Here is a 16,177-nt window from a genome sequence, read left to right on the forward strand (position 1 = left end):
GCCATGAAGCTGTTCCGGGGCTGGACGATTGTGGCGGCGGCCCATGGCCTGCTCGCCCTGGCCTTCGGTGCAGCTTATTCCTTTGGCGCTTTTTTCAAGAGCATCCAGACGCAGTTCGATGCGGGCCGTTTCTCCGTGGGCTCGCTGTTTGCAGTGACGGCTTTGCTGTATTACTGCGTGGGCGCTGTTGCCGGCCCCCTGGCCGACCGCATAGGCCTGCGCCGCGTGACTGGTGCGGGGGTCTTGCTGCTGGCCACAGGCTTTGCGCTGGCCAGCCAGACCCGCTCGCTGGCGCAGCTGTTCGTGGTTTTCGGCCTGTTCGTGGGCGCTGGCGTGGGCCTGATCTACGTACCGGCCCTGGTGGCCGTGCAGCGATGGTTCATACGGCTGCGCAGCCGTGCCTCCGGCCTGGCCTCGGCCGGCACCGGCGTCGGCACCTTCGCCGCGCCGCTGTTTGCGGGCTGGCTGCTGGAATTGCAGAGCTGGCAGATCACCATGCAGTGGTTTGCGCTGGCCATCTTGCTGCTGGGACTGCCGGCCGCGCTGTCCATGGTCGGCCAGCCCTCGCAGCTGGGCCTGAGCTGCGACGGCGATCCTCACCCTGCCCAGGCGCAAGCTCAAGCGCAGGGCATGGAGCTGTCCCAGGCCGTGCGCAGCAGCAGCTTCGGCTGGTTTTTCCTGGCCATCTTCCTGGCTTCGGTGAGCCTGTTTGCGGCCCTGGTGCATATCGCTCCCATGGCCCAGGGCCTGGATATCGATGCCGTTTCAAGCCAGTGGCTGATCGCCCTGATAGGCGCTGGCAATGTGCTGGGCCGGCCGCTGCTGGGCGGTCTCGGCGACAGGCTGGGAGCTCTGCGTCTGCTCATGGGTCTGAGCATTTTTCTGGCCCTGCTGCACCTGCTGTGGTGGCAGGCACATGGCTGGGCCGCGCTTGCCGTGTTTGCCCTGCTGTTCGGCGCGGCGCATGGCGGCTGCATCGCCCTGTTTCCCGTCCTTGCCGCCCAGTGGTTCGGCACCTTGCGGCTGGGTGCCATTTTGGGCATTCTTTACATCAGCGTGGGGCTGGCGGCAGTCGTCGGCGCCAGCGCGTCCGGCTGGGTGTTCGACCAGACTGGCGGCTACACCCAGGCCATCCAGGTCAGCGCCGCGCTGGCCTTGCTGGCTGTGGCTGCGCTGGCGCTTGCGGCCCGTGGCCAGCGTTTGGTTTCATCTCCTTCAGGCATTTCGAAATGATCATGCACTCTTCCTCCTCCAGCGGCACACTTTTTGCCGAAGACGCCTTACTGCCCACGGGATGGGCGCGCAATGTCCTGCTCAGCTGGGATGAGAGCGGGCGTCTGGCCGAGGTGCTCACCGATGTGGATCCGCAAAGCGGCGAGGCCGGCGAGGTCGATACCGCCATCCGCGCCGCTGGCCCGCTGATCCCCGGCATGCCCAATCTGCACTCGCATGCCTTCCAGCGTGCGTTCGGCGGGCTGACCGAGTTCCGTGGCCAGGCGCAGGACAGTTTCTGGAGCTGGCGCAAGCTGATGTACGGCTTTGCCAACCGCATGACGCCCGAGGCGCTGGAAGCGATTGCGACCTGGCTGTACCTGGAGATGCTGGAGGCAGGTTACACCTCGGTCTGCGAGTTCCACTATGTGCACCATGATGTGGGCGGCAAGCCCTATGCCAACGATGCCAGCCTGTCCCTGGCGCTGCTGCGTGCGGCGCAGAAGACGGGCATAGGCATGACCTTGCTGCCCGTGCTCTATCAGACCAGCGGCTTCGGGGGTCTTCCGCCTCGCGAGGATCAGGCTCGCTTCATTCGCAGCACGGACAACATGCTCTCCTTGCTGCAGCAGCTGGAGCCCGTGACCAGGGCGCAGCAGGCAGCCCTGGGCCTGGCTCCGCATTCGCTGCGCGCCGTGCCGCCGGACAGCCTCAAGGCCGCGCTCGCAGGCCTGCACGCCATGCTGCCCAAGGCGCCGGTGCACATCCATATCGCCGAGCAGACCCAGGAGGTGGATGACTGCCTGGCCTGGAGCGGTCAGCGCCCCGTGCAATGGCTGCTCGAGCATGCGCCCGTCGATGCGCGCTGGTGCCTGGTTCATGCCACGCATATGACGCCCGAGGAATATGCGGGCGCGGCTCGCAGCGCTGCCGTGGCCGGCATCTGCCCCACCACCGAAGCCAACCTCGGTGATGGGATTTTCGATATGCCGGCGTGGCTCAGGCATGGCGGCCGCTGGGGCATTGGCTCGGACAGCCACGCCACGGTCAACGCGGCCGAAGAGCTGCTGATGCTCGAATACAGCCAGCGCCTGAACCTGCGCCAGCGCAATGTGCTCGGCGGCGGTGCCCAGCCCCAGGTGGCGACTTCCATGACTTTGCAGGCGGTGGCCGGCGGTGCCCAGGCATCCGGCCGCGCCATTGCCGGTCTGGCCGTGGGCCAGCAGGCCGACTTCGTGGTGCTCGATGCCCGGCATGTGGCCCTCAACGGCCTGCCAGCCGACAGCGGTCATGCGGCCCATGTGTTTGCAAGCCATCGCACTTCGGCCATAGCCGATGTCTGGGTTCGCGGCCAGCAGCGCGTGCAGGCAGGCCGCCATGCGCTGCACGAGGTTGCGCAACAGGGCTTTGTCCTGGCCCGCAAGGCATTGCTGCAAGGCGCCTGAGGGCGGCTGCATTCAGATTTTTGACAGAAGAGAGACGCTCCATGAGCCAAGCCATCGCCCCCTTTGTCTTCCACCAGGGTACGGCACCGCTGCTGATTTCCATGCCGCATACCGGCACCCATGTACCGGCCGACATTGCGGCCAGGCTCACGCCCGAAGGGCGCGAAGTCCACGACACCGACTGGCATATGCCGCAGCTCTACGACTTCGCCAAGGCGCTGGGCGCATCCATTCTGGTCGCCACGCATTCGCGCTATGTCATCGATCTGAACCGTCCGCCCGATGGTGCCAGCCTCTATCCAGGCCAGAGCGTGACCGGGCTGTGCCCGGTTGACGGCTTCGACAGCAAGCCCTTGTATGCAAGCAAGGACCAGGAGCCCGACGAGGCGGAAGTCGCGCGCCGCCGCGAACTCTACTGGCAGCCCTATCATGCGCAGCTGCGCGCCGAGCTCGATCGCATCAAGAGCCAGCACGGCGTGGCCATGCTGTGGGATGCGCACAGCATCCGCTCGGTGCTGCCGCGCTTTTTCGAGGGCAAGCTGCCCGATCTGAACCTGGGCACGGCCGACGGCAAGAGCTGCGCGCCGGCGCTGGCCCAGCAGCTGCTGGACATTGCACGGCAGGCGCCGGACCACACCAGCGTGCTCAACGGCCGCTTCAAGGGCGGCTTCATCACGCGCAACTATGGTCAGCCGGAGCAGGGCTTCCACGCCGTGCAGCTGGAGATGACACAGTCCAGCTATATGCAGGAGCAGATGCCGTTTGACTATCTGCCCGAGGTCGCGGCCCGTATCCAGCCCACCATGCAGCGTCTGCTGCAGGCCGTGCTGGCCTTCGCCCAGGCCAGCGGCCGCTGAGCCCTGGCCGAGGCTAATGGTCCTCGGCCTGCAGCTCGTCGCCTAGCCAGCGGCGCGGCCCCGGGCCGCCGCGCTGGCATTGGTCGCCGGGGTTGTACATGCTGCAGACCTTGAGCGACAGACAGCCGCAGCCTATGCACTGGTTGAGGCTGTCGCGCAGGCGCTGCAGCTCGGTGATGCGCTCGTCCAGCCGCTGCTGCCAGATGCGCGACATCTTCTGCCAGTCGCCGCCCGTGGGCACATGCCGCGTCGGCAGCCGTGCCAGCTGCGCGGCGATCTCCTCCAGCGTGAAGCCCACGCGCTGCGCAAACACGATGTAGGCAATGCGCCGCAGGCCCGAGCGGTGGTAGCGCCGCCTGCCGCCGGCGCTGCGCACCGATTCGATCAGACCCAGCGACTCGTAAAAGCGCAGCGCCGATGCGTTGACGCCGCTGCGCTGCGCGAAGTCGCTGATGCTCATCAGCGGATCATCCTCAGTTTTCATGATGTCTTTCTCCGGAGCTTGACTTAAAGTTCACTTGAACTTGAAGAATGCCGCCATTGTGATCGATAGCCGGTGGAGCCGCAATCAACGGCCCAAGCGCTGGCCGGAGTTCTTCTGATATCCGTAGCTGTATTCGCTTGATGAAAAACGACTTCAGATGGTTTTGTGCCTGAAGTCATTTGGTGAATTGCGGCAGCAGCTATCTTTATTGAATCTCTCTCAGCCACCTGCCAATGCTTGTCACAAGCCTGGCTGCTCCTGCGTCTTGTAGGCAGAGGTGGCCGTTCCGTCAGGCCTGCTGCCGCCAGCAGGGCGGGCGCATTCATTCAGGGAGAGTCCATATGTCAGTCCATTCCACGCCGCCGCTGCGGCCCTTGCTGCTGGCCGGCGGCTTCGCGGCGCTGGCCCTGCTTTCCGGCTGCGGCCGCCCCGGCGCGGGTGATGCCCATGCCAGCAACGGCCCGCCGCCCGCGCCCGAGGTACAGGTGGCCGAGGTCGCCTTGCAGGCCATACGTCCCTGGGACGAGTTCAACGGCCGCATCGAGGCCGTGGAGTCGGTGCAGCTGCGCTCGCGCGTGTCGGGCTATATCGAGCGCATCGCCTTCGCCGAGGGCCAGGAGGTGAAGAAAGGCCAGCTGCTGTTCGTGATCGACCAGCGGCCCTATCGCGCGGCCCTGGCCAGCGCCCAGGCCCAGCTCGAACGCGCACGTGCCGCTGCAGGGCTGGCGCAGACGCAGGACCAGCGCGCGCGCCAGCTGGTGGCCGAGAATGCGGTCTCGCGCGAAGAGGCCGATACAAGGGCCGCAACACTGGCCCAGGCCACGGCCCAGGTGCGCGCGGCAGAGGCCGAGCTGGCCACCGCACGGCTGCAGCTAGATTTCACCGAGGTGCGCTCGCCCATCACGGGCCGTGCCAGCCGCGCCCTGCTCACCGTGGGCAATATGGCCCAGGCCGACCAGAGCGTGCTGACCACCCTGGTCTCGCAGGACCCGGTGTATGCCTATTTCGATGCCGACGAGCACAGCTTTCTGCGCTACCAGAAGGCTGGCCTGAGCGGCCGGGGCCGCGCGGTGCGCGTGGCCCTTGTCGGCGACAGCGGCTTTGCCCATGCGGGCGCGCTGGATTTCAGCGACAACCAGCTCCAGCCGGGCACGGGCACCATGCGCCTGCGCGCGCGCCTGGCCAACCCCGACCGGGTGCTGACGCCAGGCCTGTTCGCACGCGTGCAGATGCAAAGCGGCCAGGATCCGCAGGGGGGCGAGTCCCAGGCGCTGCTGATCGACGACAAGGCCGTGCTCACCGACCAGGACCGCAAGTACGTCTATGTGGTGGGCGAAGGCAATGTGGCCGAGCGCCGCGACCTCACGCTGGGTCGCATGGTCGATGGCCGGCGCCTGGTGGAAAAAGGACTGGCCGCGGGTGATCGGCTGGTGGTGGGCGGCGTGCAGCGCATCTACTACCCCGGCATGCCCGTCAATCCCAGGCCGGTGGCGGCAGCGGCCGTGCAGCCTGTGCCCGCCGCTGCGCAGTAAGGGGGGAGTGCCATGGACTTCTCCAAGTTCTTCATAGACCGGCCCATCTTCGCGGTCGTGCTCTCCATCATCATGTTCGCCGTCGGCCTGGTGGCCATTCCGCAGTTGCCGGTGGGCGAATATCCCGAGGTCGTGCCGCCCAGCGTGGTCGTGCGCGCCACCTATCCGGGAGCCAATCCCAAGGAGGTCGCCGAGTCGGTGGCAGTGCCCCTGGAGGAAGCCATCAACGGGGTCGAAGGCCTGATGTACATGAAGTCGGTCGCGGCTTCGGACGGCAGCCTGCAGGTGGTCGCTACCTTCCGCCCCGAAATCGACCCCGACACGGCAGCTGTTCGCGTGCAGAACCGTGTCAGCCAGGCCCAGAGCCGGTTGCCCGAGGAGGTGCGACAGTTCGGCGTGACCACGCAGAAGCAGGCGTCCACGCCGCTGATGTACGTGGGCCTGGTGTCCCGCGACGGCGCGCATGATGCGCTGTATCTGCGCAACCATGTCACGCTCAAGATCAAGGATGTGCTGGCACGCATTCCCGGCGTGGGCGACGTGGGCATCTACGGCGCGGGCGACTATGCGATGCGCGTCTGGCTGGACCCGCACAAGGTGGCGGCACGCCAGCTCACGGCCGGCGAGGTGATCGCCGCCATCCGCGAGCAGAACATCCAGGTCTCGGCCGGCCAGCTGGGCGCGGAGCCCAGTGCGCAGAAGTCCGACAAGCTGCTGTCCATCAATGTGCGCGGGCGGCTGAAGACGGCCGAGGAGTTCGGCAGCATTGTGCTCAAGAGCGGCGAAGGCGGCCAGGTCGTGCGTCTGGCCGACGTGGCGCGCATCGAGCTGGGCGCCAGCGACTACACGCTGCGCTCGTGGAGCGACACCAAGAACATGGCTGCCGTGGGCATCTTCCTGTCACCGGGCGCGAATGCGCTGGGCGTGGCCGAGCAGGTCTACGCGGCCATGGACCGGCTCTCCAAGGACCTGCCCGGAGGCGTGGCCTTCGAGTCCGTCTGGGACCCCACGGTCTTTGTGCGCGACTCGATCAAGGCCGTGCAGAGCACGCTGATCGAGGCCGTGATCCTGGTGGTGCTGGTGGTCATCGTCTTTCTGCAGACCTGGCGCGCCTCCATCATTCCGTTGCTGGCCGTGCCTGTGTCCATCATCGGCACTTTCGCGGGCCTGTACCTGCTGGGCTACTCGATCAACACGCTGACGCTGTTCGGCCTGGTGCTGGCGATCGGCATCGTGGTGGACGACGCCATCGTCGTGGTCGAGAACGTGGAGCGCTACATCGAGCAGGGGCACAGCCCGCAGGAGGCTGCCCATTTGGCCATGAAGGAGGTCTCCGGGCCCATCATCGCCATCGCCCTGGTGCTGTGCGCGGTCTTCGTGCCCATGGCCTTTCTCAGCGGCGTCACGGGCCAGTTCTACCAGCAGTTCGCGGTGACAATCGCCATCTCCACGGTGATCTCGGCCATCAACTCGCTGACCCTGTCGCCGGCACTGGCGGCCAAGCTGCTGCAGCCGCATGGCGCACCGCGCGACGCGCTGGCGCGTGTCATCGACAAGGGCCTGGGCTGGCTCTTCCGGCCCTTCAACCGCTTCTTCGATCGCAGCGCTCATGGCTACCAGAATTCGGTGGGCCGCTCGCTGCGTCGACGCGGCCTGGTGTTCGCGGTCTATGCGGCGCTGCTGGCCGGCACTGCCGTGCTGTTCCATGCCGTGCCCGGGGGCTTCATCCCCATGCAGGACAAGCTCTACCTGTTTGCCGGCGCCAAGCTGCCCGAGGGCGCGTCGCTGAACCGCACCGATGCGCTCACGCGCCAGATGGTGGAGACGGCCAAGAGCGTGGATGGCGTGGACATGGTCGCGGCCTTCGCGGGCTTCAATGCGCTGCAGTCCACGACCACGCCCAATCTGACCAGCTCCTACATCATGCTCAAGCCCTTTGGCGAGCGCACACGTAGCGCCGAGGCCATCAATGCCGAACTGGGTGCCAAGTTCGCGCAGATCGAGGGCGGCTTCGCCTATGCGCTGATGCCGCCGCCCATCCAGGGCCTGGGCAACGGATCGGGTTATTCGCTGTTCCTGCAGGACCGTGCAGGCCTGGGCTATGCAGCGCTGCAGCAGGCGCTTGAGGCCTTTCAGGCCGAGATTGCCAAGACACCGGGCATGACCTACCCGGTCAGCAGCTATCAGTCCAACATCCCGCAGCTGGAAGTGAAGGTGGACCGCATCAAGGCCAAGGCCCAGGGCGTGGCGCTGACCGATCTGTTCCAGACCCTGCAGGCCTATCTGGGCTCGGTCTACGTCAACGACTTCAACGCCTTCGGCCGCGTCTGGCGCGTGATGCTGCAGGCCGATGCCGACTACCGCCAGGCCGTGGAGGACATCGCCCAGCTGCGCACGCGCAACACGCGCGGCGAGATGGTGCCCATAGGCTCCATGGTCACGGTGGTGCCCAGCTACGGGCCCGATCCGGTGTTGCGCTACAACGGCTTTCCGGCCGCCGACCTGATCGGCGACTCCGATCCGCGCCTGCTGTCCTCGGCCGAGGTGCTGACCAAGCTGCAGGAGATTGCGCAGCGCACGCTGCCGCGCGGCATCGAGCTGGCCTGGACGGACCTGAGCTACCAGCAGGTCGAGCAGAGCCATGCCGCAGCCGTGGTCTTCGTGATCGCCGTGATGCTGGTCTTTCTGGTGCTGGCCGCGCTGTACGAAAGCTGGACCCTGCCGCTGGCCGTGATCCTGATCGTGCCCGTGTGCATCTGCGCGGCCCTGTTCGGCGTCTGGCTGGCCGGGGGCGACAACAACGTCTTCGTGCAGGTGGGCCTGGTGGTGCTCATGGGCCTGGCCTGCAAGAACGCGATCCTGATCGTGGAGTTCGCACGCGAGCTGGAGATGCGCGGCTCGCCCATCGTCGATGCCGCGCTGCAGGCCTGCCGTCTGCGGCTGCGTCCCATCGTCATGACCTCCATCGCCTTCATCGCGGGCGCCGTGCCATTGCTGATCGGCGGCGGCGCGGGCAGCGAGGTGCGCGCGGCCACGGGCGTGACGGTGCTCTCGGGAATGCTGGGCGTGACGCTGTTCGGCCTCTTCCTCACGCCGGTGTTCTACGTCACGCTGCGCCGCCTGTCGGGCCGGTCGCTGGCGACCCGCACGCCTGCCCATCCTGCTTCACCTGTTTCACCCACATCCCTGGAGGGCAGCCATGTCTGAGATCCGCAAACCCTTGCGCCGGCATGCTCTGGCATATGCCGTGGCGGGCCTTTCGGCCTTGCTGGCAGGCTGCGCCGTCGGCCCCGATTTCCGCACGCCCGAGCTGCCCCAGGCCGGCGCGCAGTTCGCGCGGGCCGAGCCGTCCGCAGTCCCGCAACAGGCATCGCCAGAGACCGGCTCCGACGCCGCGTTCTGGCGCCAGTTCCAGGATGCGCAACTCACGCAACTGGTCGAGCAGGCCCTGCGGGCCAACCAGGATCTGCGCGCTGCGCTGGCGCGGCTCGATGCGGCCCAGGCCCTGCTGCGCGAGAGCCGTCTTGATCAGCTCCCGACGCTTACCCTGTCGGGCCAGGCGCTGCAGCAAAGACGCAGCGAAAGCCAAGCCATGGGCGGGCCGCGCAGCCAGCGCAGCTACAGCGCCGGAATCAATGCGAGCTGGGAGCTGGATCTGTTTGGTCGCGTGCGTCGCAACATCGAGGCAGGCAGAGCCGATCTGCGGGCCAGTGCCGCTGATCTGGCTGCGCTGCAGGTCGCCATTGCGGCCCAGGTCGCGGCCAGCTACGCCGACCTGCGCGGCTGGCAGCAGCGCCTGCAGCTGGCCGAGGCCAATGCCGTCAATCAGCAAGATACGCTGCGCCTGGTGCAGCTGCGGCTGGCGCATGGCAGCGGCACAGACTTCGACCTGGCGCGCGCCCAGGCGCAGCTGGAGACCACGCGCTCGCGCATTCCCGCGCTGCAAGCCCGGATCGCCGTGGCCCAGCATCGGCTGGCCGTGCTCACCGGCCAGGTGCCCGAGGCACTGATCGCGGCGCTGGACGTGCCGGCCGCGTTGCCGCGGTTGCCGCAGACCATCGCTCCCGGCACGCCCGCCGACCTGTTGCGCCGTCGCCCCGATGTGGCCGCCGCCGAGGCGCGTCTGCATGCGGCCACGGCGCGGGTGGGCGTGACCACGGCCGAGCTGTTCCCGCGCCTGTCGCTGGGCGGTCTGCTGGGCAGCTCCGCTCTCAGCACGGGCGCGCTGTTCGGGGCCGGCAGCGCCAGCCGCAGCGTGTTCCTGGGCGTGGACTGGTCTTTCCTCGACGTGGGCCGCGTACGCGCGCGCATCGCTGCCAGCGAAGCGGGCGCCCAGGTCGCGCTGGCTCAGTACCAGCAAAGCGTGCTGCTGGCGCTGGAGGACACCGAGAACGCCCTGGTGCTTCTCACGCGCACCCGCAGCGAGGACGCCCATCTGGCCCAGGCCGCCGAGCAGCGTGCACGGGCCGAGCAGCTCGCGCAGCGCCGCTACCGCCTGGGCAGCGTGGGCCTGTACGAGGTGCTGGACGCGCAGCGCGACCTCTATGCGGCCCAGGACGCGGCGGCCGACAGCCGCGCGCGCGGCCTGCGTGCCGCCGTGGCGCTGTACCAGGCGCTGGCTGGCGGCTGGGAGGGCCAGTCGCCGGCCAGGCCTATGATGGCGTTGCAATGACGCTTTCGCTGTTTCCTGCCGACTCCCTGCCCGCCGAAATCATTGATGACGGTGCCGTGCTGCTGCGCGGGTTTGCGGCAGCCGAGGAGCAGCGCTGGGTGGCCGAGGTGACGGCTTTGCAGACGCGGGCCGCATTTCGCACCATGCAGGTGCCCGGCGGCAAGTTCATGTCGGTGGCGATCACCAACGCTGGCGGCTGGGGCTGGATTTCGGATCTGCAGGGCTATCGTTACAGTGCCGTCGATCCGCAGACCGGCAAGCCCTGGCCTGCCATCCCGGCTTTTCTGGGCGAGCAGGCCGCCAGGGCTGCGGCGCTGGCCGGCTATCCGGGCTTTGCACCCGATGCCTGCCTGATCAACCGCTATCAGCCGGGCGCGCGCATGGGCTTGCACCGCGACCAGGACGAGCATGACTTTGCTGCGCCCATAGTCTCGGTCTCGCTGGGCTTGCCCTGTCGTTTTCTCTGGGGCGGGCTGACGCGCCAGAGTCCCACCCGGCGCCTTGCGCTCACCCATGGCGATGTGCTGGTCTGGGGCGGGCCCTCGCGCCTGGTGTTTCATGGCGTCGCTCCGCTCATGGAGGGCCAGCACCCGCTGCTTGGCAATGAGCGCTGGAATCTGACGTTCCGCATGGCCAAGGCTCGCTACCCGGCAGGCCAGCCATCGGAATAGGCGCTGGCGACAGGGCAATGCCCGGCTGCCCGGCAAAGTCGGCTAGCTTTCCTACAATGGCGGTCTATGAGCCAGTCGCACCCCACCCCCGCCTACACTCGAGCCCAGGAGCTGCCCGCAACGCTTGCCAAGCGCCTCGTCATTCTTGACGGCGCCATGGGCACCATGATTCAGCGTTTCAAGCTGGGCGAGGCTCAGTATCGCGGCGAGGGCTATGCCGGTGCCGACGGTGCGGGCGAGCGCTTCAAGGACTTCGCCCATGACGTCAAGGGCAACAACGAACTGCTGTCGCTGACCCGTCCCGACGTGATTCGCGACATCCATGAGAAATACCTGGCTGCCGGCGCCGATCTGATCGAGACCAATACCTTTGGCGCGACCACGATTGCGCAGGAGGACTATCACATGGCCGATCTGGCCTATGAGATGAACCTCAAGAGCGCCCAGCTGGCGCGTGCGGCCTGTGACAAGTACAGCACGCCCGATCACAAGCGTTATGTGGCCGGCGCCCTGGGCCCCACGCCCAAGACGGCCTCCATCAGTCCTGATGTGAACGACCCTGCCGCGCGCAACATCACTTTCGAGCAGCTGCGCCAGGCCTATCTGGAGCAGACGCTGGCGCTGATTGAAGGCGGTGCCGACGTGATCCTGGTCGAGACCATCTTCGACACCCTCAACGCCAAGGCCGCGCTGTTTGCCGTGGACGAGGCCTTCGAGCAGACCGGTGAACGCCTGCCCATCATGATCAGCGGCACGGTCACCGATGCCTCGGGCCGGATTCTGAGCGGACAGACCGTGACGGCCTTTTGGCACAGCGTGCGCCACAGCAACCCGCTGTCTGTGGGCCTGAACTGCGCCCTGGGTGCCACGCTGATGCGTCCCTATGTGCAGGAGCTGGCCAAGGCGGCTCCCGACACCTTCATCAGCTGCTACCCTAATGCCGGCCTGCCCAACCCCATGAGCGACACCGGTTTTGACGAAACGCCCGAGATCACCAGCCGTCTGGTGCACGAGTTCGCGGCCGAAGGTCTGGTCAATATCGTGGGCGGCTGCTGCGGCACCACGCCCGACCATATCGGAGCCATTGCCAAGGCTGTGCAGGCCACGGCCACGCGCAAGCTGTTCTACCCGGCCGAGGCCTGATTCCGCCTGGAATGGTTCGCCCCTGACCCGCGCTTCGGATCGCCGGTGTGAACCATGCGGCCCCGGCACGATCCGGGCAGCCCTGGTGCTTGAGCCACAAGCATTGGCAGCTCTTTTTCCGATGCTTATCCGCAGGGGCGGGCACAATGCCCTGATTCCGGCTTTGCTGCCCCGCCACCGACGACCGCATGACTGCACCACTGCAACCCGTTGCCTCCGTACTGCCCGTGTCCGTGCCCACGGGCCAGGCGGCTGCGCAGGCCGGCAATGTGGCTGCAGCCGCTGTCTCGGAGCTTCCCGCAGCGCAGCAACCGCCTGCTGCTCAAGCTGCGCCCCCGGCGACCAGCATGGTGCAGTGGTCGCCGCAAACCTTGCAGAACCTCAAGCTCCAGGCTTTTGAGCATCTGATTGCGCAGCTGGCACTGCAGGTGCAGGCCCAGCCCGGTGCGCCTGCGGCGAGCTGGCCCAGTCAGGGCCTGCCAGCGGCCGTGCAGCAGTTTGTGCAAAGCCTGCTCGCGCAGGTTCAGGTCAGCCTGCAGGGACAGGCCCAGCCCTTGCAACTGCTGGCCGGCCAGCAGGGATCGGTTGCGCTGATGCAGGCCTTGGCGCAGGCTGCGGTGTCTGGCGCGCAGCCGCCCAGCTCGGCTTTGCAGACGGCTGCGGCCCTGTCGCCCACGGCGGCCGTGGCGCTGGAGCAGGCACAGCAGGGCATGGCTGCAACCGCTGCTGGCGGCGCTGCCGCACCGCGTCTGCCCCAGCTGCAGAACTGGCTGGTGCAGCAAGGCACGCTGGTCACGCCGCAAGGCGAGCGCAGCTTTTCCCTGACATTGCAGGTGCCCGCCGCCTGGGCGCAGGCTGTTGGCGCGCCAAGCATCCCGGCAGCCCAGGGGCCGGGGACGGCCCTGCGCCTGCCCATGGCGGATCCGGGTGTCTTGAGCAGCGGTCCTCTGGCTCTGGTGGTGCAACCGCAGTCGTCGGTGGCGACCAGCACACTTGCTACCAGCGCATTGCTGTGGCTGGAGCTGCAGCCCGTCACGGCGAGTTCCGCTCAGGCGACGCCGGTACAGATGGCCGGTCTGCCTCTGGCCATGCCCGCACCGGCGCTGGCGCAGGAAGTGCAGCAACTGCTGCAGAACAAGTCCGATCCCTGGCTGATGATGGCCGCGGCCCAGGCTGCCAATGCCCTGCCTGTGCCGCGCCGCAGCGGCGAGCACCGTTCGCATCTGTGCATGACCGAAGGCTGCCAGTACCAGGGCCTGGCACCCTGCGCCCAGCCGTTCTGCAGCGAGATGAATCGCATCTGGGCCGCCTCCGGCGTGGCGCGCAGCGGCTGAACCAAGCTGACGCAGGGCTGGACTCTGCGCGTGCCGCACTTTCATAATGCTTCCCGTTGCCTGCTTTTTGAGCAGGCTTCTCGGGTCGGAATTGGCAGCCAGGCTGCCAGCCATGTTCCGGCTGTCTTCAGTGCATCAGGCAGGGCCTGACTGCCTGTCATCACCTCATCTCACAGGTCTTCGACCTTCTCTGTCTTCTGCTGTGCCAAGAGCTGGCTGCGGGGCAGTGACTTCACAATTCAAGGAGAACCACCGGCATGCGCTTGCGTACTGGCATTGCTTGTTCCACATGTTTCACTCTTTTGTCTGCCGTGCTGCCTGCGGCGGCCCAGTCGTCCAGCGTCAGCATTGGCGGTCTGATCGACGGCGGCATTTATCGCGGCTTTGATGGCACGGCGCAGGCCGGCACGATTCAGCGCAGCAATCTTGCGATTGCCGGCTGGGAGGACCTGGGCGGTGGCCTCAAGGCCACCTTCCGTCTGAGCGCACGTTTCGATATCGATACCGGGCGTCTGGAGGATCAGGGCCGCAAGCCGTTCTGGCACGACGAGTCCACGGTGGGCTTGCAGGGCGGCTTTGGCCACTTGCGCCTGGGCCGCGCCCTGTCGGCCATGTGGTCGCAGGACTGGAAGTTCGACCCCTGGGCCAATTTCAACCGCATTTCCTCGCCCGCCTGGTATCAGTGGCACTACCTCACGCCTACCGACCGCTACAGCAACAACGGCACCGCCGAGTATGGGCGCATGGCCAATGGCATCTTCTACGACTCGCCCACGGTGGCCGGCTTCACCCTGCATCTGAGTGCCTCGCCGGAGCGCACCGAGGTACCGCTGACCTTGCGCCGCGAAGGGCGCGGTTATTCGGCCTCTCTCAACTACGACTCGGAAAGCCTGAGCGGGATGCTGGCCTTCGAGCGCAACGGCAGCGGTGACAAGGACACTTTCGTGGCTGGCAAATACCGCTTTGGCGCAGCCGCCGTGATGGCCGCCTGGGACTATTCGCGCGTGGCACAGACGGCACTCTCGGCCAAGGCCGTGACGTTGGGCGCTACCTATCAGATGGGACAGACCACGCTGAAGGCCGGTTATGGACGCCAGCGCATGCAGGAGCAGACCAATCATTTCTACTCTCTGGGCGCCGACTACGCGCTGTCCAAGCGCACCACGCTCTATGCCAGCCTGGGGCGCAAGAGCTACGAGTACGGCGCGGACTCGGGAACTTCGTTCGGCGTGGGCATGGCTCACGCCTTCTGAGCCCAGGCCTCCAGCCCCACAGCCGCAGCCTTGCTGCGGCTTTTTTGCGCCCGGTGCGAATGTCCAACAAGAGTTGAGGGAATTAAATCCGCCAGTTTGGGGTGTTTGTCCGCCTTTGCACGGGCGGTACAGCACCGTTTCTGGCCCTGATCCAGGCCTTGTCCGGGTAAAAATCACCAAAACCCGTGTTTTTTGCCGATATCTACGCTCTTCCTCGTTGAACTCCAAGGTCTGAATCTGGTGTATTCCACTTAATTGAGTGCACAAGAGCTCAATTTGGCAGAAGTTATGGCTGGCTGTTTCTAATGAGTGCTGAAAATCTGTCAAATGCATTGAAATAGCGCTCAAAAATAGCGCTTCTTGTTGCAACTCTTTGGTGAGCAACTATTTGCATGCGGGCTCTGTAAATCCTTGATTTTTTTGCCCAAAATGCGCGGCATTCCCCCGATTGAGGAGAGACCGCGATGTCCTATTCCGTGCCCGAGCAAGACAACCCAGTGCGCGCCGCCGACGCGCAGCAAGCCGCTGCCTGCGGCAGCCAGACCATGCACTGGCATGCGCCGGCCAAGCCCGCCGCGGCTCCCGAAGCGCAGCGCTGGCCCGTGGAGGCAGTGCAGTCCTTGCTGGACCTGCCTTTTCTGGACTTGTTGCACCGTGCTCAGAGCGTGCACCGTGAGAACTGGCCTGCAGGCGAGATCGAGCTGGCGACCCTGTTGTCTGTCAAGACCGGCGGCTGCCCCGAGAACTGCGGCTATTGCCCGCAGTCGGCCGAGTTCGATACGGGCGTGAAGGCCGAGAAGCTGATGAGCGTGGAGGAGGTCACCCGCGCCGCCAAGGCGGCCCAGGATGCCGGAGCCACCCGCTTTTGCATGGGCGCTGCCTGGCGCGCGCCCAAGGACCGCGACATCGAGAAGATGAACGAGCTGATCGGTGCCGTGAAGGGACTGGGCATGCAGACCTGCGCCACGCTGGGCATGCTGCAGCCCCACCAGGCAGCATCGCTGCGCGATGCGGGTCTCGACTACTACAACCACAACCTCGACACCGCGCCCGAGTACTACAAGGATGTGGTCAGCACGCGCCAGTACCAGGATAGGCTGGACACGCTGGCTGCCGTGCGTGATGCGGGCATCAGCGTCTGCTGCGGCGGCATCATCGGCATGGGCGAGACCGAGGTCCACCGTGCCGGCCTGATTGCCCAGCTCGCGAACATGGAGCCCTACCCCGAGTCCGTGCCCATCAACAGCCTGGTGCCCGTGCCCGGCACGCCGCTGGCCGACAGCGAGCCGGTGGATCCGCTGGACTTTGTCCGTGTGATCGCCGTGGCGCGCATCACCATGCCCAAGGCCCGCGTGCGCCTGTCGGCGGGCCGCCAGCAACTGGGCGAGGCCGTGCAGACCCTGTGCTTCATGGCGGGAGCCAATTCCATCTTCTACGGCGACAAGCTGCTGGTGACCGGCAATCCAGATGTGGAGGCCGATACCACCTTGATGCGCAAGCTGGGCCTCAAGGGGCTGGGGGCATCGGCTGCAAGCTGATCCCTGAATCTTCCCCGGCCATCGCGCCGGGGCTTT

Annotated in this window: 12 protein-coding genes; 11 read left to right on the forward strand and 1 reads right to left on the reverse strand. The window is 66.5% G+C overall.

Features of this window, described 5'->3' with window-relative positions:
* The first annotated feature begins 3 nt into the window (after positions 1-3).
* The 3 genes from MPZ60_RS00860 to hutG are packed head-to-tail and all read left to right on the forward strand — an operon-like array spanning position 4 to position 3,514.
* Entirely contained in the window at positions 4-1,233 is a 1,230-nt protein-coding gene (locus MPZ60_RS00860) for an MFS transporter (protein WP_034351377.1), read from the forward strand.
* Complete coding sequence (locus tag MPZ60_RS00865) at positions 1,230-2,657, forward strand: formimidoylglutamate deiminase (RefSeq protein WP_034351378.1); 1,428 nt, start codon at positions 1,230-1,232, stop codon at positions 2,655-2,657. Before MPZ60_RS00860 ends, MPZ60_RS00865 begins: the two co-directional genes overlap by 4 nt.
* 41 nt (positions 2,658-2,698) lie before the next feature.
* Positions 2,699-3,514: an N-formylglutamate deformylase gene (gene hutG, locus MPZ60_RS00870; RefSeq protein ID WP_034351381.1), complete on the forward strand. Its 816-nt coding sequence runs from the start codon at positions 2,699-2,701 to the stop codon at positions 3,512-3,514.
* A 13-nt stretch (positions 3,515-3,527) separates the two neighbouring features.
* Here the strand turns inward: hutG and soxR are convergent, their stop codons facing one another.
* The gene (gene soxR, locus MPZ60_RS00875; protein ID WP_034351383.1) at positions 3,528-3,998 is read right to left on the reverse strand and encodes a redox-sensitive transcriptional activator SoxR; all 471 of its coding nucleotides are present in this window, start codon (positions 3,996-3,998) and stop codon (positions 3,528-3,530) included.
* 341 nt (positions 3,999-4,339) lie between these two features.
* Between soxR and MPZ60_RS00880 the strand changes: the two genes are divergently transcribed.
* The 8 genes from MPZ60_RS00880 to bioB all read left to right on the forward strand — a co-directional run bounded on the left by MPZ60_RS00880 (position 4,340) and on the right by bioB (position 16,141).
* A complete protein-coding gene (locus MPZ60_RS00880; RefSeq protein WP_034351384.1) occupies positions 4,340-5,530 on the forward strand; it encodes an efflux RND transporter periplasmic adaptor subunit in 1,191 nt (396 codons plus the stop codon).
* Positions 5,531-5,542: 12 nt separating this feature from the next.
* Positions 5,543-8,737: an efflux RND transporter permease subunit gene (locus tag MPZ60_RS00885; protein ID WP_034351386.1), complete on the forward strand. Its 3,195-nt coding sequence runs from the start codon at positions 5,543-5,545 to the stop codon at positions 8,735-8,737.
* Positions 8,730-10,202 carry an efflux transporter outer membrane subunit gene (locus tag MPZ60_RS00890; protein ID WP_034351389.1) on the forward strand — a complete coding sequence of 491 codons (1,473 nt, stop codon included), beginning with the start codon at positions 8,730-8,732 and terminating at the stop codon, positions 10,200-10,202. Before MPZ60_RS00885 ends, MPZ60_RS00890 begins: the two co-directional genes overlap by 8 nt.
* On the forward strand, positions 10,199-10,873 hold the full coding sequence (gene alkB / locus MPZ60_RS00895) for a DNA oxidative demethylase AlkB (RefSeq protein WP_034351391.1): 675 nt from the start codon (positions 10,199-10,201) through the stop codon (positions 10,871-10,873). Before MPZ60_RS00890 ends, alkB begins: the two co-directional genes overlap by 4 nt.
* Before the next feature lie 66 nt (positions 10,874-10,939).
* Positions 10,940-12,016, forward strand: a complete 1,077-nt coding sequence (locus tag MPZ60_RS00900) for a homocysteine S-methyltransferase family protein (RefSeq protein ID WP_003070538.1) — start codon at positions 10,940-10,942, stop codon at positions 12,014-12,016.
* Between the two features lie 188 nt (positions 12,017-12,204).
* The gene (locus MPZ60_RS00905; protein WP_242881947.1) at positions 12,205-13,350 is read left to right on the forward strand and encodes a Fe-S oxidoreductase; all 1,146 of its coding nucleotides are present in this window, start codon (positions 12,205-12,207) and stop codon (positions 13,348-13,350) included.
* A gap of 257 nt (positions 13,351-13,607) precedes the next feature.
* Positions 13,608-14,603, forward strand: a complete 996-nt coding sequence (locus MPZ60_RS00910) for a porin (protein ID WP_034382781.1) — start codon at positions 13,608-13,610, stop codon at positions 14,601-14,603.
* Positions 14,604-15,148: 545 nt separating this feature from the next.
* Positions 15,149-16,141: a biotin synthase BioB gene (gene bioB / locus MPZ60_RS00915; RefSeq protein ID WP_052057553.1), complete on the forward strand. Its 993-nt coding sequence runs from the start codon at positions 15,149-15,151 to the stop codon at positions 16,139-16,141.
* Positions 16,142-16,177 lie beyond the last annotated feature (36 nt).

Source organism: Comamonas sp. 7D-2 (genome assembly GCF_022749555.1).
Taxonomy (GTDB): domain Bacteria; phylum Pseudomonadota; class Gammaproteobacteria; order Burkholderiales; family Burkholderiaceae_C; genus Comamonas; species Comamonas thiooxydans.

Excerpts from the sequence above, each read along its gene's own strand:
- MPZ60_RS00860 (WP_034351377.1), top strand. The coding sequence starts at position 4 with ATGAAGCTGTTCCGGGGCTGGACGATTGTGGCGGCGGCCCATGGCCTG.
- MPZ60_RS00865 (WP_034351378.1), top strand. The coding sequence starts at position 1,230 with ATGATCATGCACTCTTCCTCCTCCAGCGGCACACTTTTTGCCGAAGAC.
- hutG (WP_034351381.1), top strand. The coding sequence starts at position 2,699 with ATGAGCCAAGCCATCGCCCCCTTTGTCTTCCACCAGGGTACGGCACCG.
- soxR (WP_034351383.1), bottom strand. The coding sequence starts at position 3,998 with ATGAAAACTGAGGATGATCCGCTGATGAGCATCAGCGACTTCGCGCAG.
- MPZ60_RS00880 (WP_034351384.1), top strand. The coding sequence starts at position 4,340 with ATGTCAGTCCATTCCACGCCGCCGCTGCGGCCCTTGCTGCTGGCCGGC.
- MPZ60_RS00885 (WP_034351386.1), top strand. The coding sequence starts at position 5,543 with ATGGACTTCTCCAAGTTCTTCATAGACCGGCCCATCTTCGCGGTCGTG.
- MPZ60_RS00890 (WP_034351389.1), top strand. The coding sequence starts at position 8,730 with ATGTCTGAGATCCGCAAACCCTTGCGCCGGCATGCTCTGGCATATGCC.
- alkB (WP_034351391.1), top strand. The coding sequence starts at position 10,199 with ATGACGCTTTCGCTGTTTCCTGCCGACTCCCTGCCCGCCGAAATCATT.
- MPZ60_RS00900 (WP_003070538.1), top strand. The coding sequence starts at position 10,940 with ATGAGCCAGTCGCACCCCACCCCCGCCTACACTCGAGCCCAGGAGCTG.
- MPZ60_RS00905 (WP_242881947.1), top strand. The coding sequence starts at position 12,205 with ATGACTGCACCACTGCAACCCGTTGCCTCCGTACTGCCCGTGTCCGTG.
- MPZ60_RS00910 (WP_034382781.1), top strand. The coding sequence starts at position 13,608 with ATGCGCTTGCGTACTGGCATTGCTTGTTCCACATGTTTCACTCTTTTG.
- bioB (WP_052057553.1), top strand. The coding sequence starts at position 15,149 with ATGCACTGGCATGCGCCGGCCAAGCCCGCCGCGGCTCCCGAAGCGCAG.